Source organism: Bacillus sp. CHD6a, from assembly GCF_001293645.1.
GTDB lineage: Bacteria > Bacillota > Bacilli > Bacillales > Bacillaceae_I > Sutcliffiella_A.
In genome coordinates this window covers 54,364-76,762 of the sequence record NZ_LBMD01000007.1, presented here as the reverse complement: position 1 = coordinate 76,762, position 22,399 = coordinate 54,364, and the positions used below count along the sequence as shown (strand labels likewise).

The 22,399-nt window shown below is 38.1% G+C and carries 25 protein-coding genes; 21 read left to right on the top strand and 4 right to left on the bottom strand.

Features of this window, described 5'->3' with window-relative positions:
• The first annotated feature begins 528 nt into the window (after positions 1-528).
• The 6 genes from AAV98_RS07770 (at position 529) to AAV98_RS07745 (ending at position 6,912) form a co-directional block, all read left to right on the top strand.
• Positions 529-720, top strand: coding sequence for a YqgQ family protein (locus AAV98_RS07770; RefSeq protein WP_060664993.1), 192 nt, complete (start codon positions 529-531; stop codon positions 718-720).
• A 17-nt stretch (positions 721-737) separates the two neighbouring features.
• Positions 738-1,697, top strand: a complete 960-nt coding sequence (locus tag AAV98_RS07765; RefSeq protein WP_060664992.1) for an ROK family glucokinase — start codon at positions 738-740, stop codon at positions 1,695-1,697.
• 396 nt (positions 1,698-2,093) lie between these two features.
• Positions 2,094-3,989, top strand: coding sequence for an LTA synthase family protein (locus AAV98_RS07760; protein ID WP_060664991.1), 1,896 nt, complete (start codon positions 2,094-2,096; stop codon positions 3,987-3,989).
• A gap of 127 nt (positions 3,990-4,116) precedes the next feature.
• On the top strand, positions 4,117-5,316 hold the full coding sequence (locus tag AAV98_RS07755; RefSeq protein WP_060664990.1) for a M14 family metallopeptidase: 1,200 nt from the start codon (positions 4,117-4,119) through the stop codon (positions 5,314-5,316).
• Between the two features lie 132 nt (positions 5,317-5,448).
• Positions 5,449-6,579 carry a hypothetical protein gene (locus tag AAV98_RS07750; protein ID WP_060664989.1) on the top strand — a complete coding sequence of 377 codons (1,131 nt, stop codon included), beginning with the start codon at positions 5,449-5,451 and terminating at the stop codon, positions 6,577-6,579.
• Between the two features lie 18 nt (positions 6,580-6,597).
• Positions 6,598-6,912, top strand: coding sequence for an MTH1187 family thiamine-binding protein (locus AAV98_RS07745; protein ID WP_060664988.1), 315 nt, complete (start codon positions 6,598-6,600; stop codon positions 6,910-6,912).
• A 342-nt stretch (positions 6,913-7,254) separates the two neighbouring features.
• Here the strand turns inward: AAV98_RS07745 and AAV98_RS19905 are convergent, their stop codons facing one another.
• Both AAV98_RS19905 and AAV98_RS07740 read right to left on the bottom strand, forming a co-directional pair.
• A complete protein-coding gene (locus AAV98_RS19905) occupies positions 7,255-7,428 on the bottom strand; it encodes a DUF2759 domain-containing protein (RefSeq protein WP_082380823.1) in 174 nt (57 codons plus the stop codon).
• A gap of 113 nt (positions 7,429-7,541) precedes the next feature.
• Positions 7,542-8,027, bottom strand: coding sequence for a hypothetical protein (locus AAV98_RS07740; RefSeq protein ID WP_060664987.1), 486 nt, complete (start codon positions 8,025-8,027; stop codon positions 7,542-7,544).
• 83 nt (positions 8,028-8,110) lie between these two features.
• Between AAV98_RS07740 and AAV98_RS07735 the strand changes: the two genes are divergently transcribed.
• Both AAV98_RS07735 and AAV98_RS07730 read left to right on the top strand, forming a co-directional pair.
• A complete protein-coding gene (locus AAV98_RS07735) occupies positions 8,111-8,743 on the top strand; it encodes an MBL fold metallo-hydrolase (protein ID WP_060664986.1) in 633 nt (210 codons plus the stop codon).
• 3 nt (positions 8,744-8,746) lie between these two features.
• Complete coding sequence (locus AAV98_RS07730) at positions 8,747-9,865, top strand: class I SAM-dependent methyltransferase (protein WP_060664985.1); 1,119 nt, start codon at positions 8,747-8,749, stop codon at positions 9,863-9,865.
• A gap of 47 nt (positions 9,866-9,912) precedes the next feature.
• Here the strand turns inward: AAV98_RS07730 and AAV98_RS07725 are convergent, their stop codons facing one another.
• Complete coding sequence (locus tag AAV98_RS07725; protein WP_010194612.1) at positions 9,913-10,158, bottom strand: DUF2626 domain-containing protein; 246 nt, start codon at positions 10,156-10,158, stop codon at positions 9,913-9,915.
• 336 nt (positions 10,159-10,494) lie between these two features.
• Between AAV98_RS07725 and AAV98_RS07720 the strand changes: the two genes are divergently transcribed.
• The 6 genes from AAV98_RS07720 (at position 10,495) to AAV98_RS07700 (ending at position 14,324) form a co-directional block, all read left to right on the top strand.
• A complete protein-coding gene (locus AAV98_RS07720) occupies positions 10,495-10,884 on the top strand; it encodes a Spx/MgsR family RNA polymerase-binding regulatory protein (protein WP_082380822.1) in 390 nt (129 codons plus the stop codon).
• A 301-nt stretch (positions 10,885-11,185) separates the two neighbouring features.
• A complete protein-coding gene (locus tag AAV98_RS07715; RefSeq protein ID WP_060664983.1) occupies positions 11,186-11,401 on the top strand; it encodes a DUF1659 domain-containing protein in 216 nt (71 codons plus the stop codon).
• A gap of 42 nt (positions 11,402-11,443) precedes the next feature.
• Positions 11,444-11,659: a DUF2922 domain-containing protein gene (locus AAV98_RS07710; protein WP_060664982.1), complete on the top strand. Its 216-nt coding sequence runs from the start codon at positions 11,444-11,446 to the stop codon at positions 11,657-11,659.
• A gap of 66 nt (positions 11,660-11,725) precedes the next feature.
• Positions 11,726-11,890: a YvrJ family protein gene (locus AAV98_RS19900; RefSeq protein WP_082380821.1), complete on the top strand. Its 165-nt coding sequence runs from the start codon at positions 11,726-11,728 to the stop codon at positions 11,888-11,890.
• A gap of 156 nt (positions 11,891-12,046) precedes the next feature.
• Entirely contained in the window at positions 12,047-13,117 is a 1,071-nt protein-coding gene (locus AAV98_RS07705; RefSeq protein WP_060665072.1) for an undecaprenyldiphospho-muramoylpentapeptide beta-N-acetylglucosaminyltransferase, read from the top strand.
• Positions 13,118-13,268: 151 nt separating this feature from the next.
• Positions 13,269-14,324: a hypothetical protein gene (locus AAV98_RS07700; RefSeq protein ID WP_060664981.1), complete on the top strand. Its 1,056-nt coding sequence runs from the start codon at positions 13,269-13,271 to the stop codon at positions 14,322-14,324.
• Between the two features lie 51 nt (positions 14,325-14,375).
• Here AAV98_RS07700 and AAV98_RS20560 read toward each other — a convergent pair whose 3' ends face one another.
• Positions 14,376-14,528, bottom strand: coding sequence for a hypothetical protein (locus tag AAV98_RS20560; RefSeq protein ID WP_197284262.1), 153 nt, complete (start codon positions 14,526-14,528; stop codon positions 14,376-14,378).
• Between the two features lie 291 nt (positions 14,529-14,819).
• Here AAV98_RS20560 and AAV98_RS07695 point away from each other — a divergent pair, with 291 nt between their 5' ends.
• From AAV98_RS07695 to AAV98_RS07665, 7 genes are all read left to right on the top strand, one after another.
• Complete coding sequence (locus AAV98_RS07695) at positions 14,820-16,091, top strand: ATP-binding protein (protein ID WP_060664980.1); 1,272 nt, start codon at positions 14,820-14,822, stop codon at positions 16,089-16,091.
• A gap of 215 nt (positions 16,092-16,306) precedes the next feature.
• Entirely contained in the window at positions 16,307-17,605 is a 1,299-nt protein-coding gene (locus tag AAV98_RS07690; RefSeq protein WP_060664979.1) for a lysine N(6)-hydroxylase/L-ornithine N(5)-oxygenase family protein, read from the top strand.
• A 110-nt stretch (positions 17,606-17,715) separates the two neighbouring features.
• A complete protein-coding gene (locus tag AAV98_RS07685; RefSeq protein WP_060664978.1) occupies positions 17,716-18,231 on the top strand; it encodes a type 1 glutamine amidotransferase domain-containing protein in 516 nt (171 codons plus the stop codon).
• 306 nt (positions 18,232-18,537) lie between these two features.
• The gene (locus tag AAV98_RS07680) at positions 18,538-19,362 is read left to right on the top strand and encodes a M55 family metallopeptidase (protein WP_060664977.1); all 825 of its coding nucleotides are present in this window, start codon (positions 18,538-18,540) and stop codon (positions 19,360-19,362) included.
• A 58-nt stretch (positions 19,363-19,420) separates the two neighbouring features.
• Positions 19,421-20,353, top strand: coding sequence for an ABC transporter permease (locus AAV98_RS07675; RefSeq protein WP_060664976.1), 933 nt, complete (start codon positions 19,421-19,423; stop codon positions 20,351-20,353).
• Between the two features lies 1 nt (position 20,354).
• Positions 20,355-21,305: an ABC transporter permease gene (locus tag AAV98_RS07670; RefSeq protein WP_060664975.1), complete on the top strand. Its 951-nt coding sequence runs from the start codon at positions 20,355-20,357 to the stop codon at positions 21,303-21,305.
• An 8-nt stretch (positions 21,306-21,313) separates the two neighbouring features.
• The gene (locus tag AAV98_RS07665) at positions 21,314-22,324 is read left to right on the top strand and encodes an ABC transporter ATP-binding protein (protein ID WP_060664974.1); all 1,011 of its coding nucleotides are present in this window, start codon (positions 21,314-21,316) and stop codon (positions 22,322-22,324) included.
• The last annotated feature ends 75 nt before the right edge of the window (positions 22,325-22,399 follow it).

The following is a 22,399-nucleotide window of genomic DNA, read 5'->3' as shown; positions in this document are numbered from 1 at the left end:
CTAAACATTTTCTTCGTGCGATGTTTCACTGCCGAAACCTTCCTTGTCCTGATGGAGCTAGCGCTAGGTGGAGACCCCGCAGTTGTAGCGAAGCCACTGAAAAAATGATAACGTGAAGTTTTTTATGATTCCTAGCTGTGGATTGGAGCAAAAGGCGAAGACTCCTGAGGGAGATAAAGGTAGCTTGAGAACCCGCAGCGAAGCGAGGAGGCTCAAGCACCTTCCCTAGGAAAGCGAAGCCATTTGCGGAAATCAACAGCGGTGTTTAATTAAATTTTGAAATCAAGGTCTTTTTCAGTGGCTTCAGCGTTTGCGAGGAGGCTCAAGCACCGCCCCTAGGAAAGCGAAGCCAATTGCGGAAAGGAACACCGGAGGTTAACCATCCAACTTAAGCTTTTCAGAATTAAAAGGACTGGCATGGTTTTCTCGGTTTTTCTTACGTTTTCTTGCTTGACGCCACAAGTGAATCCTTTATACTAAAAATGGAGCGTAAACCCTTTCAACTAGTAAAGCAGAAAAGGTGAAGTCATGAAAACAATGTTAGACATAAGACAACTCTTAAAAAGCTATGGAGCCTTCATTTATACAGGCGACAAAATAGCAGATCTAGAGCTGATGGAAGATGAAATAAGGGAGCTCTATCGCTCAGGAGTATTGGACGCAAGCATGTTCCAGTCCGCCATGATCATTCTGCGACAAGAATTATCCAAATTAAGATAAAGAAAAGGTGAAATAAAATGGAAAACAAATGGTTAGTAGGTGTCGACTTAGGTGGCACGACGATAAAAATGGCGTTTGTTACACAATACGGTGAAATCGCTCACAAATGGGAGATTGTAACAGATATAAGTGAAAAAGGAAAAAATATTACAACAGATATCGCAAAGGCTATAGATAGTAAATTAGAGGAACTTGGGGAATCAAAATCAAAATTAAAAGCACTGGGAATGGGTGCACCAGGTCCAGTCAATATGGCAACAGGTTTAATATATGAAGCAGTTAACTTAGGCTGGGAAAATTACCCTCTTAAAGATCTCTTAGAAGTAGAAACTGGATTACCAGTAGTAGTCGATAATGACGCGAACCTTGCTGCAATTGGGGAGATGTGGAAAGGTGCCGGTGAAGGATCTAAGGATCTCATTTGTGTTACACTCGGAACGGGAGTTGGCGGCGGTATTATTACCAATGGAGAAATTGTTCATGGCATAAACGGTGCCGGAGGAGAAATAGGGCATATTACTGTAATACCTGAAGGTGGAGCGCCTTGCAACTGTGGAAAAACAGGGTGTCTGGAAACGATTGCATCTGCAACTGGAATTGTTCGTCTTGCTAAAGAAGCAATGGAAGAAAATCCAGGAAGCAAGCTGGAAGAATTAGCACAACAAGAAGGTTTGACCGCAAAGTTAATATTTGAACAGGCGGATGCTAAAGAAGAAATTTCACAATACGTTGTCGATAAAGTCTCTTCTTATTTAGGATTGGCTCTTGCAAATTTGGCAAACGCCATGAACCCGGAGAAAATCGTTATTGGTGGAGGGGTATCAAAAGCAGGAGATAAATTATTAAATCCTGTTCGTCATCATTTTGTAAAATACTTATTTCCAAGAACCAAAGTCGGCGTGAAAATTGCTGAAGCAATTCTAGGAAACGATGCCGGAGTAATCGGAGCGGCGTATCTGGCCAAAACAAAATTGTAAAAAAGTGTATAGTTTATTCTTTCTGTCTCTTGGGTAAAAATGATAGAAAGAAGCGAGAATAGCGCGTAATGGAGGCTTCTTATAAGAAGCCTCCATTTTGTTTGACTATTTAGAATAAAAAAACATCTTTGTTTTTTGAAACTTTTCGGCTTGTACCGCGTCTATTATATATAGTTGCAAGCAACGCCAAGACTATTATTCTAGCTCTTTAATATAAATACAGTATTAATTATCCATTGATTTTTTGTAAAAAAAGTTTTAAGATATGTCGTAGCCAAATTTTTTGAGTGATGAAAAGTTGGTCATGGATACATCTAAAAAGTTTTTTTAAACAATAATAATAAATATCAAATCTAATAAAGAGCTTCCCTGTCTTTGCTATAAGGAGGTAAAAAGATGAAGCAAGCCTTTAAATCAAAAGTGCCTTTTATCCTAATTGCAGTTGTCCTGCTCTGGATAAAAACATATATCGTATATAAAACAAGTTTTAACATTACCATTGAATCTCTAAAACAAGAATTTATTTTATTCATTAACCCATTAAGCTTTGTCCTGCTTATTGCCGGTTTTGCCCTCTTCTTTAAAGAAAAGGGAATGAAGCGGTACCTGATTATTACAAGTTTTATCGTTTCATTTGTACTTTATGCAAATGCAGTCTATTACCGTTTCTTTAATGATTTCATCACCATCCCGTTACTTTTTCAATCAGGTAACATGAGTGATCTAGGCGGTAGTATAACAGAACTAATGACACCAATTGACTTACTAATGTTTACAGACGTGATTATTCTGATTGCCATTGCAAAGTGGACTCCTTCTTTTGTAAGCATGAGCACATGGAGACCAAAAGTTCGCAAGATGTACTTCTTATCCATTGTTGGTATTTTTCTCTTCAACCTAGGTTTGGCTGAAACAGAAAGACCTCAATTATTGACTCGTACATTTGATCGTGAAATCCTCGTGAAGAACTTGGGTACGTACAACTATCATGTGTATGATGCTGTTATCCAATCCAAAACTCGTGCACAACGTGCGATGGCGGACGGAAGCGAACTTGCTGAAATTCAAAACTATATTAACGCAAGTTATAAAGCACCTAATGACGATCTTTATGGTATTGCAAAAGGCAAAAATGTCATAGTAGTCAAATTAGAATCCATGCAATCCTTTGTAATTGATAAGGAAATTAACGGTGAGCCGATCACTCCGTTCCTTAATGAATTAAAAGACCAAAGTTATTACTTTAATAACTTCTTTCATCAAACAGGTCAAGGGAAAACGTCTGACTCTGAATTTTTATTAGATAATTCCTTATATCCTGTAGGACGCGGTGCCGTATTCTTCACTCATGGAACAAATGATTTTCATACAGCAACACCTAACGTAATTAAAGAAGAAGGTTATACACCGGTTACTTTCCATGCAAACAACAAAAGTTTCTGGAACCGTGATGTCATGTATAAATCACTTGGATACGACCAATTCTTCGATATTGAAAATTATGATGTAAACGAAGAAAATTCTGTAGGTTGGGGTTTAAAGGATATTGAGTTTTTCCAACAATCTATCCCATACATGCAGGATTTAGAAAAACCTTTCTATGCTAAATTTATTACGTTAACCAATCACTTCCCATTCGTCTTGGATGAAGAAGATAAATTTGTAGATGAATTCGATTCTAACAGTCGTACTTTAAATCGCTATTTCCCAACAGTAAGATATAGTGATGAATCAATTAAAGTCCTTTTTGATGAGTTAAAGAAATCAGGTCTTTATGAAGATTCCATCATCATCTTGTACGGAGATCATTATGGTATCTCTGAAAACCATAACGAAGCGATGAGCCAGTATTTAGGAAAAGAAATTACTCCTTTTGAAAATGCTCAATTGCAGCGTGTGCCAATGTTCGTTCACATTCCAGGTGTGACGGATAAAAATCCAAAAGAATTTGATACAGTTGGTGGACAGATTGATCTTAAGCCTACTATTAAACATTTACTTGGCATGGAGACCAAAAATGATATTCAATTCGGTGCAGATCTTTTCTCCGAAGACAGAAATGATTTTGTAGTATTCCGTGACGGTAGTTTTGTAACAGACAAAGTGGTTTATGCAAAAAACGCTTGCTATGATAAGGAAACGGAAGAAGAGACAGACCAATCTGCATGTGAGCCTTACATGGAAAAAGCGAAAAAAGAGCTTCAATATTCCGATGAAATTGTATACGGAGATTTGCTTCGTTTCTATGATGGTACATCCATCCAGATGGACGAAAGCAAAATGGAAGAATAAAATTAAAACACCGAAGGCAGGTTAATTGCTTTCGGTGTTTTTTGTTTACTCATTGACGTATCGTTCTAAATTTTACCTTTTCACCATATGGATAAGTATAAATGTTAATGGTGGGCGGTGATTTAGAATGAAGGTCTTGGCAAGAAAAGGCGACACCTTATGGTACTATAGCCAGTTATTTGGGTTGCCATTAGATTTAATATGCGATTCCAACCCTGGGATATCTTCTGGTTCAGAACCCCTTAATAAAGGAGAAGAAATAGCTATTCCAGGGTATGTGCCTAGAGATTATAGGCTTCAAGAATTGGAGACCATCTATACAATCGCTCAAAAAGTAAATCTGTCACCTGATTGTTTGCTGTTATTGAATCAAGAGAAAGACGTTGTTCATTTAAAAACTGGAGATGTTCTGAACCTTCCTTATAGAATCACACAAAACATAGTGAATCCTAAAAAGCGATATGATTATCAATCATTAAAAAATGATATGGAAAAGTTAAAGGACATTTATCCATTTATGGAATGCACTTCTATTGGACAATCTGTGATGGGAAAACCACTTCATCACATTCGATTAGGAAAAGGGAAAAATAAAATACATTGGAATGGCAGCTTTCATGCAAACGAATGGATAACTAGTTCGGTAATTATGAATTTACTTAACGACTATCTTAGATGTTTAACTAACTTTACTCCACTAAGAGGGATTTCATGTAAACCTTTATATGAACAATCAGAGCTTTCCATTGTTCCTATGGTAAACCCTGACGGAGTTGATCTTGTGCTGAATGGTCCTCCGACTGAAACACCATACAAGGAGCTTGTGGAAAGTATTAATCTGAATCGTCCTGATTATTTGGGATGGAAGGCAAACATTAACGGAGTAGACTTAAATAAACATTTCCCTGCCAATTGGAACATTGAGAAGATTAGAAAAGAAGAGAAAGTGCCTTCCCCCAGAGATTATCCCGGTGACCTGCCCTTGACTGAACCTGAAGCAGTCGCAATGGCAAACCTGGTCGAAAAAGAAAACTTCAATAAGGTAATTGCAGTTCACACCCAAGGAGAAGAGTTCTACTGGGGATATGAAGGGCTGGAACCTAAGAGCAGTGAAAGAATCGCGCAGGAATTTGAAAGAGTCAGTACCTATAAAAGCGTTCGTTATGTCGACAGTCATGCTGGATTTAAAGATTGGTTCATTCAGGAATATAAAAAGCCTGGCTTCACTTTGGAACTTGGTAAAGGGATTAACCCTCTTCCATTGTCCCAATACGATACGATCTATCAAAAAACCCTCGGGATCTTTTTAGCTTCCCTATACACTTAAACGGCAAAGCAGCCAGCTTGCCGTTTTTTTGAATTGAAAATTATTACTGTAGGAATATTAATTTTTTTCGCTTGTATTGAAACCTTTCCTGCCTCATAATCGTTATTAAGATAGGAAAAAAGGAGGGGTGCAATGAAAAAGAATTTTTGGGTAGTCTGTATCATAATTTGTATGTTGTTAGGATGTCAATCTCCTTCTCACCCCAAGGAAGTTAGTAACGCACCTGCTCTCTCAAACCAAGAAAAACAAAAGCCTTTCAACCCATCAAACTTTCATAATGAGCAACTTAAAAAGCTTTCTATACCCTTTGATCAATTTAATGCTGTTTCAGAATGGTTGAATGATGAAACCGTATTATATATAGTTAACGATGGAACAGGTTCCGTCATTCATACCTTTGATCTAATTTCCGGTGAAACAGATGTATTTTATAAATCTGAAGAACTAATAATGTCAGTAGAAGCAAATAAGACGTATGAAATGTTTCTTGTTCGATCTGCCGTTTCCGATACAGAAGGGAAGTTAAGAGTTCTAGATGATAAAGGAGAAGAACTTGTAGAATGGAAATTTGATAACTCCATAGATATTGTTTTTTCGTGGAGTCCCTTTTCTGGTCAACAGCTAGTTGTTTCATCATTTAAGGAGGACTGGTCTTACGATAGCTTTTTGCTTGATGTGAGGAACGAAAGTATGGTAAAAAAAGATGTGACAGATCCGTTTGTCCAATGGTTTCCAAATGAAGAAATAGCTTATATAGATTGGAATCATGATATGCCTTCCTTGGAAGCACCGCTATACGCTGAGAATATTGAGACAAATGAAAAAAGAGAGCTCAAGGAAAGTGTCGTAATGTTTCATACCTATGACAACCTCCTGTTAACTGTTGGATCAGTGGATGATAATGGAATAGCATCTTATTCGTTTTCTCGTTTTAGCGAACCGGAAGAAATACAATCCTATGAAGCGCCATTACTCACGTTATATTCCAATTACTTTATTCCCTATTATGATTTGGTAGAGAACTCAAAAATGTTTTATTCATTTGAATCAAATCGCGCTGGGAATGCAGATGGATATATCGATGGTTTTCAATTTATCTCATTTGACAGCACAACTGGACAGAAGAAAGTTCTCGCAAAAGATATGGAGAACAAACCATTAAAATGTTCTCCAAACGGTATTTATTGTCTATACGGCTACCAATTAGAGCAATTATTAATTCCAACAACAATGAAAACAGTAAAACTAGTGGAATTATCCTAAAAGAGGGGTGTAAAAAGAATGGCAATTGTTGATGTCACCGTTATTCCTATTGGAACCAATGGTCCAAGTGTAAGTGACTATGTTGCAGATATTCAAGATATATTAGAGGGGTTTAAAAAAGAAGGTAAAATCGACTATAAATTAACTCCGATGAGTACCATTATAGAGGGAGAGCTCCCGACATTATTGCACGTGGTACAAGTTATCCATGAGGCACCCTTCCAAAAAGGCCTTCACCGTGTAGCAACCAACATCAGGATAGATGATCGCAGGGACAAAAGTGTACAAATGGAAGATAAGCTGCGCGCAGTAGAATCTAAACGCTTAAAATAAATAAAATGCCGGTGATCTCAAATGTGAGTGAGCTGGCATTTTTTATGTTCTATCTAATTATATATAGAAACTTTTTGTTAAACGGCCTTGTCCTTTACACTTGTTACATTTCTTATAGAAGGGCAGTATGAAGAGCTTTTTTCTTCCTGTCCCACTGCAACTCCCGCACAATGTTCTTAATGCCAACCATATCACCCTCCTACAAATTTGCTAGTTATAGTATTACCTTAAATCCCTAAATATAGTATATTCACCAAATTGATTTTGGTTTATGTCACTTAACACAAAAAAAAGAGTATCCCTCCGCGTGCGGATGGATACTCTTTTTCTTGTCTTTGTTAATTAATGTGCTACAGGGTAACCGTGTTCAATGACTGTCATTACCGTAAACCAACCAAAAACTGCAACTGTTCCAAATGCGAAAAGAACTGCTAAGAAGTTTTTTTCTTTAAGGGAACGGACAAGTGCAAATACGCATAAAAGTGTTACGAGTCCAAAAATAATAACTAATGGCAAGGTTAACGCCCCTTTCAGAGATCATTTCCATTTCTATTTAAAAGAAATTCCGAAAAATAAGTATGTAATGGAACATTACACTACACTCCATTTACATTTTAAATGTTTTCTTACTATTTGTCGAGGTCAAAAATTGACACTTCTATGTCATATGCTTGCGCTACTTTCTGCATAAATTCTTTATTTTCTTTATCAATAATATAGGATTTCTTATATTGTTCCTCTATAGCGATAATTGATTCCTCTAATTGAATGAGAAACATATCTATGTTAACTTGTATACCGCTTTCAATTGTAAATATGGATATCATATCTTGATACAGATAATGATTGTTTTTTTCTGAAACAAAACCATAATCGGTGAAAAGACTTGTGGCAATTGGATTTTCTATAAGGGAAAGTGAATACGTTTCTTCTAGTATACTTCGGTCCATCAGCATGTTTTTTACGACTTTTGCCTCCATGGCAGAATCGGTAATTAGCATGCTGTCATCAGAATCAAAAATACTGGCTATTTGTTTAAATTGCAAGAGAAGGTTCTGAAAGTATTGCGGTTTATTCTCTGCACATTGTATCTCCAAACCGAACATTGACTTCATAGGCAATTTCCTTTCGTTTCTCAAGTTCTACTTCTTAGTGTAAAATAGATGGATAGATACTTCAAGGAAAGGTGTGGGAAGAAATGAAATGGAAACAGCTACCACTGGGGCCGCTGCAAACGAATGCGTACCTCCTAATAAATGAAAGAAAAGAATGCATCGTTTTCGATCCCGGGAGTGAAGGGCAAGCATTCAATTCCTACTTGGAGGAAAATGCGCTTAAACCGTTAGCTATATTATTGACACATGCACATTTCGATCACATAGGTGCAGTAGATGCCGTTCGCAAACACTGGGACATACCAGTATATGTACATAAAAAAGAAAAGAATTGGCTTGGTGATCCAAGTCTTAATGGCTCTCAGTTTTTTCAACTTGGGCAGATAACAGCTTTGCCTGCTGACCATCTTATTCAGTCTGAAGAAAAACTGGTCATTTCTAATTTCGAGCTGGAAATATTGTTTACGCCAGGCCACTCACCTGGAAGTGTAAGCTTTTATCATGAACTCAGTAAAGTGGTTTTTGCAGGTGATGCTCTTTTTGCCGGCAGTATAGGAAGAACAGATCTCCCAGGTGGCAATCACGATCAGCTTATACAAAGCATACACAACAAGCTGTTGACGCTTCCAGAAGAAACGACCGTTTTATCTGGCCATGGAATGACTACAACCATTCAGAAGGAAATGGATAGCAACCCATTTCTTAATGGATTTTAAGGAATGATTCCAACATTTTTACAAGAAAAAATAGAAAAGGCCCCGGGACGAAAACTGAATTATTCGGAATATATGATGGCTGCACTCTATCACCCTTGTGAAGGCTACTATATGAAACCCAAAAATAAGGTAGGTAGTAGTGGCGATTTTATCACAAGTAGCAATGTCCACAACGTTTACGGGAAACTATTTGCAAAACTGATGGTAAAGTATTTTCATGAAACAGATATTCCACCAGTCATTATCGAGGTAGGCGGTGGAAATGGGAGGTTTGCCAAACATCTATTGGGAGAGGTAATGCTTCTTGATGCACCGCTCTATGACCGCTTGACATATGTGATGGTGGAAACAAGCTCCTATCATATAAAAGTGCAACAAACCACGATACCACACACGGCACCTGTGAGCTACTTTACTTCATTAAAAGAAGTTCCTGAACATCTTAGAAAGGGTGTTCTATTATCCAATGAACTGTTTGATGCATTACCTGTACATGTTGTGGAATACACGAATGGGTCTTTAAAGGAAGTTTTTGTAACAATAAACGAAGAGGGTAGACTAGCGGAGAAAAGCGCACCTCTCCATAATGAGGATATCGTTGCATATATTATGAGAAACAAGTTAAGTTTTTCTGATGGGCAAAGGATGGAAATTCCCTTAGCGATGATGAAGTTTGCCAAAATAATTGGAGAGTGGTTGCTTTCAGGAACCATTATAACGATTGATTATGGATACCGTTTCTCGGAACTATCCAGTCAGGATTTAATAAATGGCAGTCTTCGTGGTTATTACCGACATCAACTAATAAATGATCCGTTATCATATCCTGCTGACATGGATTTAACCTCCCATATACATTTTGATGCTTTAGAAGAGTGCTTTAATGAGTTGGGGTTCTCTCATATAGGAACGATGAAACAGGGAGAATTCCTTGTAGCTGCAGGAGTACTTGACTACCTCCAAGATAATCAGGATCCAAATCCTTTCTCGGAGAAGAGTAAGCAAAACAGAGCGATCAGGACCTTAATTATGGATGGCAGCTGGAGTAACGCCTTTCATGTCATTATTCATGAGAAAAGCACGAATAGATGGCACAGGTTAATACAATCGGAACAACAATAAAAAGCGATGACATAAGTCATCGCTTTTTATTGTTGAGCTACGTATGTTTAATGACCACCAGATCCAGGCACCATCATAAATGTTGTCCAATACGAGAAGGCAACAAAGAAAATTGTTAAATATGCTCCGAAAATATAGATGTACATACGTTCAGATAGCTTAAGATAACTTAATAAAATGAAGAATACCGTTTGTCCGAAGAAAAGTAAAGACGTTTGAGTCATGTGGCCAAGATAAAACATAACCGCAAAAATCCCAGTCCAGAAACCCATTACACGGTACATACGATCCATATGTATCCCCTCCTTACGCACTAATCCTTATGCTTGTCACTTACCTATTATAATGTACCAATACTTTACTTGTAAATAAGCGTTTGTTTCTAGTTTGTGACGATTACAAGATAAGTACATTTTTCTCCAGTTCCAAAATGATTATGCAACTATTTTTCTATCATACCTATTTCCATTATAGGGCAAAGTTAAACAGAAAACCTGCTTTTTTCATAAAGAAAAAACGTTGTCGCAATTTGTTCAAAAAATAGTTATCATTTTACTGTACAAAAGTTATACAATTGGTATACAATGTGATTAACATAAAATATTGAAGAAAACGGGGAGGTAAGCATGATGAATGAAATCATTTTTTACAGTTACCCAAGTTGTACGTCATGTAGAAAGACAAAGAAATGGTTGAAAGGAAATAACATTCAATTTCAAGAGAAGCATATCTTTAGAGAAACACCAAACAAAGATGAAATGATGAAGATTCTTTCGTTAACTACAGAAGGAATAGATGAAATTTTAGCGACTAGAAGCCAAACGTTTAAGGACCTCGGGATTGATGTTAATGAGTTATCGCTTTCCCAGCTAATTGAGTTAATCATTGAGGAACCGAAGCTGCTAAGAAGACCTATCATCACTAGTGGAAGAAAGTTGATTGTTGGCTATAACGAATCAGCATTGCAGAAGCTTTCCAGACAAAAATCCAAACTTGAATTAAAGCAATCTGTTTCATAATATTTATATAAAGCCATTCCATTTATTTTTTGAAGATGGAATGGCTTTTTTTTGATTAATTAACATTTCATTTTTGTAATTTCTAGCTGTGGAGTGGAGCAAATGGCGGAGACTCCAGCGGGGAGTAACGGTAGGTTGAGACCCAGCAGGCGTATCCGAGGAGGCTCACGTCAGCCCCTAGGAAAGCGAAGCCATTTGCGGAAAGGAACAGCGGTGTTAAACCAATAAAATAATATTTTTTCATTTGTTCACTACTTTTCCCCTTTAACTTTTTATATAGAAGGTGAAAGGGGGTGAGAGCATGGCAGATTACGCAGTAGAAAATGTCCAACTTCGCCTGATGTATGAATTAGGGGAAGATGAAAAAGGGAACTTGTTGTACCGTACGAAAAACTACAACAATATTAAAGTAGATGCAGAGGCTACCGCACTACTACAAGCAGCAGGAGCAATTTCCGGTCTCCAGACAACACCTGTTTCTAATGTTAGACGTAGTGAATTGCACTTCCTTGGCTAATTAGTTAATGCAACTAACTTATAAAAGAAAGGAGGTGTGTACATGTTTACACTAGAATTAATCTTCCTTAATGAAGAGGGCTCTAAGGTCAAGGTGTCCGTTGATGATCCTAGAGCAGGTCTAACACAGGTGGAAATGGAAGGGGCAATGGATACAATTATTGCCGCAAATGTTTTTACCTCTAAAGGTGGAAACTTTGTCTCAAAGGATAGCGCCAGGATTGTTGAACGTAACGTAACTGAATTTGAAATAGCGTAACAAACTTTGGAAAGGTCTACTCTTAATCAGTAGGCCTTTCCTATTTTAAAAAAAGGAGGAGAGGTCATGGATCAATGGTGGACATGGATAAGTGAAGTTGGATTCCCGATTGTGATTACGTTTTATTTGTTGCATCGAATAGAACAAAAACTAGAAAATGTAACAAGAACGTTGCAACAACTTCCATATCGATTATCCAGGGAAACATTGCCTTCAAGAAACATCAAATGAGTGGAAAACAGGCCATTAAATTTGTATTATAGTTCAATGGCCTGTTTTACGTAATGGATGTATTGTGGTAACGTCATTGTTGCACAAACTCTTTGCCTTTAACGCATATTTCGTTAATAATAAGAAGAAGAGAATGACATGAAGGATGTTGATACCATGACGAATAAAAAAATAGTTTTCACTGGCGGCGGCTCAGCAGGTCACGTCACACCCAATATTGCAATTATGAATAAATTAAAAGCCACTGGGTGGGATATTACATATATTGGTTCAAGAAAAGGAATTGAACAGGATATTATCGGTAAAGAGGATATCCCTTTTCATGGAATTTCAAGTGGAAAGCTTCGCCGCTACTTTGACTGGAAGAATTTTTCCGATCCGCTTAGAATTATTAAAGGGGCCATGGAAGCCTTAATTATATTAAGAAAAATGAAGCCAAAGGTTGTATTTTCTAAAGGGGGATTTGTGACAGTACCCGTCGTAATGGCTGCAAAAATGTTGAAGATTCCTGTTATCATTCATGAATCAGACATTACACCAGGGCTTGCAAATAAAATTGCCACCAAGTTTGCGACAAAGGTTTTTGTCACCTTTGACGAGACGATGAATCACTTTCCATCGGATAAAGTATTATTTACGGGTTCTCCTATTAGAGAAGAGTTATTTCAAGGCAAAGCTCAAGAAGGAAGAGCATGGCTTGGATTTCATGAGAAAAAACCGATACTTACCATAATGGGAGGAAGTCTTGGAGCGAAAAAAATCAATGAAACCTTACGTCAAGTACTTTCACAATTAACAGAGCAATATCAAATTGTTCATCTATGTGGAAAAGGAAACGTCGACCGTTCCTTTGAAGGGGTAAAAGGTTATAAGCAATTTGAATATATCAATCAAGAATTACCAGACGTTTTAGCAGCATCTGAGTTCATCATCTCAAGAGCGGGCGCAAATTCAATTTTTGAATTTTTGGCGTTACGTAAGCCGATGCTATTAATACCCCTTTCTAGGAATGCAAGCAGGGGAGACCAAATATTAAATGCCCAATCGTTTGAGAAAAAAGGGTTTGCAAAAGTTTTATTCGAAGAGGACCTTACAACAGAAACACTTTTAAACCAATTAGAGGTGCTTAAGAGCGAGAAAGAGCAACTCCAAAAAAACATGTCCCAAGACAGCGCACCGAACACTCTAGAGATCATCCTTAAACAAATTATAAACACAGCAAAATAAAGTTATATGAATGCTATTTGACGGAAGCAATCTTTTATTAGGTTGCTTTTTGCATTTTTTTAAAAATGATTAGTAAAAAATAAGTAGGATTTTCCATTTGAGGGTAAACTACCAACAACTAATTCTATCAATGAGAAAGAGGCTGATACCGATGAAAAAACAAACATTAAAGCTATTCACCATCTCCCTCATAGGATTTGTCATCATCATATCCGTCCTTCTATATTTCTTTTCAGAACGATTTACCCGGTCATGGCTTCCTATTGATAATGGATTCGGGGAGACAGTGGCCCTGTCTCCTGACGATCAATCGATCGTTTTTCCTTTTTTTCAAAGCGGGGATGGAGCGTTATATAAAGCAGATGTTGATGGCAGTAATGTCAATCAACTTACCTACCCAAGGCAGGAAGAAAGCCATGTGCATCCTCGTTTTTCTTCCAAGGGGGATAAGATCCTCTTTTTATCCCAAGAAAAAGGTGATAACACATTAACTAGATCACTTTACATTATGAATAGTGATGGTAGTGATCTCGTCCGCCTTTCAAAAGATGGTGAACTAATAACAGATGCGATTTTTTCCCAAGATGACCAATCCATCTTCTATTTAGCAGCAAAGAAATATCAAGAAGGCAATGAAATGGAGGAAGGGCCAACTAACATCGACTTATATACCATCTCAATAAAGGGTGACAAGAAGGAGAGACTAACTCATGATGAAAGCTTGAAAAAGCGAAGTCTCTCTTTAACAAAAGATGGAACGAAACTTGGCTATGTAGAGTGGGGAAAAGAGGAAGAAAAAGGCCTGTATTCTTCCTTTATTATCATGGATACTCAAACAATGGAAAAGAAATATGTAAATCCTAGTTTTGAATTTAAAACAAATATTATCTATAGCGGCAAACTCTCTCCTACTGGTGACATCATTGCGTTTTCCGCTGCAAGTGAAAATCCTCGTGAAAAGTCAGAGTATATCTATGAAATGTACACCATGAATGTGAGTGGGAAAGAAGTTCAGCCTATTACAAGTTTTCGTACTTTAATCACTGAGCCGGTATTCTTCCGTGACAGAAACAGGGTGTTATTTATTCAGGATCAGAGTTGGTTGAGAGGAAAACCGAATTACAAACTGTGGGCAGTGGATATTGACGGTGAAAAGATTCAATCCATCCCTTTACAAATGCCTCAGTTTTCTGGAACCATTCTTTAATTATGAAAATATAACAAAGCCCAAGTCCGCAAAGACTTGGGCTTTGTTTGCTTATTGGAACATTGGTAGTAAATAACTGATAATGAACCAAATGATTCCAAAAAATATTATGAGGTAGGCAGTATATTTAATGAATGTTGAAGCGACTAAACCGCGATCTTCTTTAGTTTCTCTTTTTTCAACTCTCACATCTCTATCTTCCATATAAATTCCTCCCAATAAATCTTTGTTTTACCAAATATATACCCAGCTGGTTCCTGGTTAAAACTTTTCTAATACATGTGAAAAAAGAACTATACTGAGAAAGTAACTAGCAATAACAGTGCGGGAAAGTGTATAATGACTTTTAGGTATAATTCGATGAATTTTCATCTGACTTTCCCAAGTGGGACTTTGTATCTATATTTCAGGTTAAAAGATATAATGAAAGTATCAGATGAATATTAGAATATTTTAATGAAATGAAACTATTTTTAAAGATATAAGAGGTATTTTATGAAGAAAAATTGGTTAAAGTTTATACCTTTAATTTATCTGTTATTTGGATTTGTATGGATTGGACTGACTGATTATTGGATATACGTACTAAAGCAAAACGACCATTATGTTATTTCAGAATATATTAACCTTCTAAAAGGCTGGCTTTTTATACTCTTCACGACGATACTGTTATATGTGATTCTGAAAAAGCATGCGGCATTAAAGGAACTTGAACAAAAGGAACAAGAGCTGTCAACTCTAATAGACAATATGCCTGACTTTGTATGCTTCAAAGACGGTGAAGGTAGATGGCTGCAAACAAATGAATATGGTCTAGAGCTTTATGATTTGCAAAACGTTGATTACAAAGGAAAGACGGATGTAGAGTTAGGGGCTTATTCTCCACATTTTTTGGAAGCTTTTGAATATTGTATGATAACAGACGAGCAGACCTGGAAGGGAGGCAAGATTTCTCGGGATGAGGAATCGTTCTGCCTTGCAGATGGGGAACAGAAGACATTTGATGTGATTAAGGTTCCGTTGTTTCATGCGGATGGGCGGAGAAAAGCACTTGTTACGATAGGAAGAGACATATCATCTCTGAAAAAAACGGAACAATTGTTGGTAACAAAAGAGAAACTATCCGTGGTTGGTGAACTTTCTGCGGGTATTGCTCATGAAATAAAAAATCCGTTAACCTCAATTAAGGGGTTTATTCAATTGATCCAAAGGTCTGGAAATGCAAACAAAAAGCATGTGGAAATGGTGCTATCTGAAATTGATAGAATAAATGATATTGTCTCAGAGCTGCTTGTTCTATCTAAACCTCAAACAAAGGAACTAACACTTATTCCGATACTAGAAGTCCTCCAATATGTAATCAACTTAGTGGAGAATGAAGCGAATAATTATAACATTTCCTTTTCCATTGAAAAGTTGGATCCTAAAACGATGGTAAGAGGGGACAAGAATAATCTCAAACAAGTATTTATCAATTTAATTAAGAACTCCATGGAAGCGATGCCTAGCGGAGGGACTATAACCATTAGCGGTTTGACAAATTCAGAAGAGGGAAGAAGTAGTATTCAAGTGAAAGATGATGGGATTGGAATCTCGTCTTCCAATATGGATAATATCGGTAGTCCTTTTTTCACTTCCAAGGAAAAAGGAATGGGACTCGGATTGACAATAACCAAAAAGATTATTGAAGAACATCAAGGTAATATTCGTTTTGAAAGCAAAGAAGGAAACGGGACAACTGTCACGATTGACCTTCCAACACAATAAAAAATGTGCGTTTGATAAGAGATAGATGACCAAGCAGTTCATAGATTTATGCATAAAATATATCGTGTGCAGCTTCCTTCTCCTTTCGTACACGGGATTATTGGACAGAGACTAAGTCTCTGTCCCTTTTTTCTTTTACCATATTAAAAGGAAGTATTTTTGGGAATAAAGGGTATAAATAAGACATTCTAGTTAAAATGGGGAGACTGATGTCAATGAATAAAATATATGACCTTATTGGAATAGGGATAGGACCTTTTAATCTGGGGTTGGCGGCATTAATAGAAAAGCAGCCTGATCTTTCTTCCATCTTTTTTGATAAAGAAGAGTGTTTCAACTGGCATCCAGGTATGCTTATTGAACAGTCTGATTTGCAAGTTCCATTTATTGCGGACTTGGTTACTTTTGCTGATCCGACAAGTCCTTACAGTTTCCTCAATTATGTACATAACCAGAACAGGCTTTTTCCATTTTTCTTCTATCGTAGGTTTGATATCCCTAGAAGAGAATATAATCTTTATGCAAAATGGGTTTCAGAGCAACTTCAAAACTGCCAATTTCATTCAGAAGTAGTGGCGGTCTCTAACAACGGGGATGTTTATGAAGTTGAGGTAAAAAACGCAGATACATCTCAAGTCGATACGTATTTTGCAAAGCATGTTGTAGTTGGGACAGGAAGTGTCCCTTTCATCCCAAACAATATGGAAGAAAGTGAACATTTGGTTCATACAAGTAAGTATTTACAAGCTGTTAATGAGATTAAAGATTCCTCATCCGTTATTATCGTTGGATCTGGCCAAAGTGCTGCAGAGGTTTTCTATGAATTGCTTGCAGATCAAAAGCATCATAACTACTCTCTTACTTGGTACACTCGATCTTCCACCTTTGCTCAGCTGGAAAGTGCAAAGCTTGGACAGGAGGTATTCTCGCCAGACTATGTTCAATATTACCATTCTCTTTCCTATGAAAAACGAAAAGAAGCACTGGCAAGATTGGATACGGTCCGTAATGGGGTGGACAAAGAAACTTTAAGTATGATCTATGACCTTCTGTACAACCGTTCAGTTGAAGGGCGGGATAAAAAGATCACCATACAGCCCTTAACAGAAGTACATGCTATTAAAGAGGAAGATAACTCCTTAATCGTCTCCTGCCATCAATGGGAGAAGGGAGTAGATTTTACGGTGCAAGCAGATAAGGTAGTACTCGCAACAGGTTACAAACCTCACATCCCTAAGTGGATTTGGAATAATAAAGAGGAAATCCAATGGGAAAGTGAAAAGGAATTCAAAGTAGACAAGAAGTTTCGCTTAGTTTGGAAGAAAGAAAGAATGAATCATATATATATGTCCACCAATCTTGACCATTCTCATGGTACAGCAGCTACCAATTTAAGTCTGGCAGTCATCCGGAACCAAACAATTATTAACGATGTGGCAGGTAAAGAGATTTATCCCATTCAGAAGGATTCCATTTTTCAGCAGTTCTTGCCGGATGCGCAAGGAAACGTTTAGTTTGATTGCTGGCGGGTACTTTATCTAATGTAGCTAAGTAGCTCTGAATATATTGCAAAAACGAATCATCCTTGCAGCAGAGCAATCTAACAAAAAGGAGTCGTTATATAATGAGTAAAAAAATTGCAGTATTACTAACCAATGAATTTGAAGACTCAGAGTACACAGAACCTGCCAAAGCTTTTGAAGAGGCTGGTCACAAGTTGACAGTTATTGAGAAATCCAAGGGAGAAACCGTTAAAGGTAAAACGGATGGAGTGGAGGTCACGACTGACGCAGGAATTGATGATGTCAGTCCAGAAGATTTCGATGCCTTGTTGCTCCCGGGAGGATTCTCACCGGACATTTTAAGAGCGGATGATCGCTTTGTTACCTTTACCAAAGCATTTATGGATGACCAAAAGCCGGTTTTTGCTATTTGCCATGGACCGCAATTACTAATTACGGCAGAAGCCCTTAAAGGAAGAGACATCACTGGATATACTTCAATTAAAATTGATCTGCAAAACGCAGGCGCTCATTTCCATGACAAGGAAGTGGTCGTATGTCATGATCAGTTGGTTTCTAGTAGAAATCCGGATGATATTCCTGCTTTTATAAGGGAATCGTTGAAGCTCTTAAAATAAATAAGAATGGAAGGATCCAGACAAGGAGATATACTCCGATCTGGATCTTTTTTTATGAAATGAAATACCAAAATATACTAATTTTTTTAATAGAATACGTTTAAAATCAAGAATATTAGCATTTTCATACAAAAATTTGAATAAAAAAATGACATGTTTCTAAGTTCATACTCGTTTTTATAAGGTTATAGTGCATATGTATAAAAAGTCTGAATAATTAGACTCATATTTTTCTAGTTTGATTGAATCATAAACATACCACTGTTATAATATTAAGAAAATTGTTACACGAAAGGAGGTAATTGGATGAATTTATATATATCGGTTGATATGGAAGGAATTAGTGGTCTAGTAGACCATACCCATGTCGATGCCAGGCTGCATAACTATGAACGTGGTCGTAAGATAATGACCCAGGAAGCAAATGCAGTCGTAACAACAGCTCTGGAAAAAGGCCTTAAGGAAGTGGTCGTCAATGACAGTCATTCTAAAATGAATAACATACTGATTGAGGATCTTCACCCTGAAACGAAATTGATTACAGGTGATGTGAAACCATTTTCTATGGTTCAAGGATTAGATGATAGCTTTGATGCTGCCATTTTTGTAGGATATCATGCAAGAGCTTCAATGAAAGGTGTCATGACACACTCCATGATTTTTGGTGTAAGAAATATGTATATAAATAACGTGCAACTTGGCGAATTTGGCTTTAATGCCTATGTAGCTGGTTATTATGGGGTCCCGGTCATCATGGTGGCAGGGGATGACCAAACAGCCCTTGAAGCAGAAGGGCTTATCCCCGGTATACATTGTGCAGTTGTCAAGGAAGCGGCTTCACGTTCTGCAGCGAAATCACTGACTCCCATGAAAGCAAGAGCACTAATTAAAGAACGAACATCTAAGGCATTGGATGACATACATAATATAAAGCCCCTGGTACCGCCTGATCATCCAACGTTACGTATAGAATTTGCCAACTACGGACAGGCAGAATGGGCAAACCTTATGCCTGGAACCGAAATAGAGCCTGGGACAACAATTGTAAAATATCAGGCAAAAAATATAAAAGAAGCTTATCAGGCCATGCTTGTCATGACAGAATTGGCTATGCGAACAACATTCTGTTGATGAATTCTTCTAAGTAAATTACATAAAACCCTATAGTAAAGAAAGTGTGAGTGGGAGAATGGGAACTTTTATAACAAAGCGATTACTAGCAATGCTCATAACTTTATGGGTCATCATCACATTGACATTCTTCTTGATGCATGCCATTCCGGGTTCGCCACTCAATGAAGAGCGCTCTACAAGCGATGTGGTTCAACGCAACTTGGAAGCACACTATCATTTGGACAAGCCGATACCGGTGCAATACGCGATGTATCTAAAGACATTAGTGACATTGGACTTCGGTCCGTCCATTAAACAACCGTCCCAAACAGTAAACGACATGTTGGGACGAGGATTTCCAATTTCGTTCGAGCTTGGGATGATTACTTTAATTATTGCCGTTGTTTCAGGTATTTTCCTGGGAGTGATTGCTGCTCTTAAGCGAAATGGTGTCATTGACTACATGGGAATGACCTTTGCAGTGTTCGGAATATCTATTCCCAATTTTGTTCTTGCTACCTTGCTCATACAGCAAGTTGCAGTTACATGGGGCTTGCTTCCACCTGCCACTTGGACAAGCTGGAAGCATATGGTCCTACCGACTTTAGCTCTTGCAACCGGTCCAATGGCAATTATTGCTAGATTGACTAGAGCAAGCATGATGGAAGTATTGACACAGGATTACATACGAACTGCAAAAGCAAAAGGGTTATCCCCTGTAAAAATTGTGTTTAAGCACGCGCTTCGAAATGCGCTGCTACCGGTTGTCACTATTTTGGGAACTCTTGCAGCAGGGATTTTGACAGGAACATTTGTGATTGAGAAAATCTTTGCCATTCCCGGCATGGGGAAATATTTCGTGGAAAGTATCAACTCCCGTGACTATCCAGTCATTATGGGAACGACCGTTTTTTATAGTGCGTTTTTAATCATCATGCTTTTTCTTGTAGATATAGCTTACGGGATATTAGACCCTCGTATTAAGCTTCATAAAAAGGAGGGGAACTAATATGGCGCAGCGTAAACTACAAGAAAATCAGGAAAACAGAGTCCCGGATGAATGGTTTAAACCTGTTGATAAAAACAAGGAAGAAGCAGAGGCTGTTGTCCGGCCAAGTCTTTCCTACTGGCAAGACGCTTGGCGAAGGCTTTTGCAAAATAAACTGGCGATGGCAGGGTTGGTTTTTCTCGTATTCTTGACCATCATGGCCATCCTTGGTCCAATTTTATCTCCATACAGTGTGACGGAAACAAATCTGCCTAATCAAAATCAACCACCATCTTTCACCCATCTTTTTGGTACAGATGAACTGGGAAGAGATGTTTTCACCCGTACCTGGTATGGTGCCAGAATTTCCTTGTTTGTTGGTTTAATGGCCGCGTTAATTGATTTTATTATCGGAGTGGTTTATGGGGGAATTGCAGGTTACAAAGGCGGCAAGACAGATAACGCCATGATGCGTGTAGTGGAAGTGCTTTATGGACTTCCTTACCTGTTGGTTGTCATTTTACTTATGGTTGTGATGGGACCTGGATTACTGACTATCATCATTGCTCTAACGGTGACAGGTTGGGTTGGGATGGCGAGGATTGTCAGGGGGCAAGTATTGCAAATCAAGAATTATGAGTTTGTGCTTGCTTCTAAAACATTTGGAACGAAAACATCTCGAATTATCAGAAAGAATCTTCTTCCAAATACGATGGGACCAATCATTGTCCAGATGACATTAACAGTACCAGCAGCAATTTTCGCCGAAGCATTCTTGAGCTTTCTCGGATTAGGTGTGAGTGCACCTTATGCGAGTTGGGGTGTAATGGCAAATGATGGACTGCCAACAATCATTTCAGGACATTGGTGGCGCCTTTTCTTCCCCGCATTCTTCATCTCCATGACCATGTTTGCGTTTAACGTGCTTGGAGACGGTTTACAAGACGCACTAGATCCAAAGCTGAGGAGGTAAATGACATCATGGAAAAAGTACTTCAAGTAAAAGACTTACATGTTGCTTTTACAACATACGGTGGCGAAGTGAAGGCGGTCCGCGGGGTAACTTTTGACTTGCATAAAGGGGAGACGCTTGCCATCGTAGGGGAGTCAGGCTGTGGGAAAAGTGTAACGTCTCAAAGTATTATGCGTTTGATTCCTGAACCACCGGGCCGCATTACGCAAGGTTCCATTCTTTTTAAAGGAAAAGACCTAACGAAAGTGTCAGAACCGGAGATGAGAAAAATTCGTGGAGCGGATATCTCGATGATTTTCCAAGATCCGATGACAGCATTGAATCCTACCCTGACGGTTGGAGATCAGATTATGGAAGGGATCATACAACATAAGAAGGTATCTAAAGCAGAAGCAAAAAAACAGGCGGTGGAAATGCTTAATCTAGTCGGGATTCCTAGTCCGGTAGAACGACTAAAGCAATATCCCCATCAGTTCAGTGGAGGAATGAGGCAGCGTATTGTCATTGCAATGTCCCTTGTTTGTCAACCTGAAGTATTGATTGCAGATGAACCAACAACGGCACTTGATGTGACAATCCAAGCTCAAATTCTAACCCTTTTTAAAGATATCCAAAAGAAAACAGGCGTCTCCATCATTATTATCACTCATGACCTCGGTGTAGTAGCACAGGTGGCAGACCGTGTGGCTGTCATGTATGCAGGAAAGATTGTGGAGTCTGGAAATAGGAGAGAGATCTTCTACAGAGGAGAACATCCGTATACAAAAGGTCTATTAAACTCCGTTCCTCGGCTCGATTTAGAAAATGAAGAACTGGTGCCTATTGTAGGGTCTCCACCTGATTTATTTTCACCACCGACAGGCTGTGCTTTTGCAGCAAGGTGCGAGCATGCGATGGAGGTATGTGAGCGAGTATATCCGATAAATACAACCTTGTCGGAGGAACATCATGTAGATTGTTGGCTACAAGACCCAAGAGCTCCTAAACCAGTTAAAACAGTGATTTCAACTATAAGGTAAGACTTATAGTGAAATAGAATCATAGCTGTTGATTGGAGCACTGGGCGAAGATTCCTGAGGGAGGTAGCGCTAGGT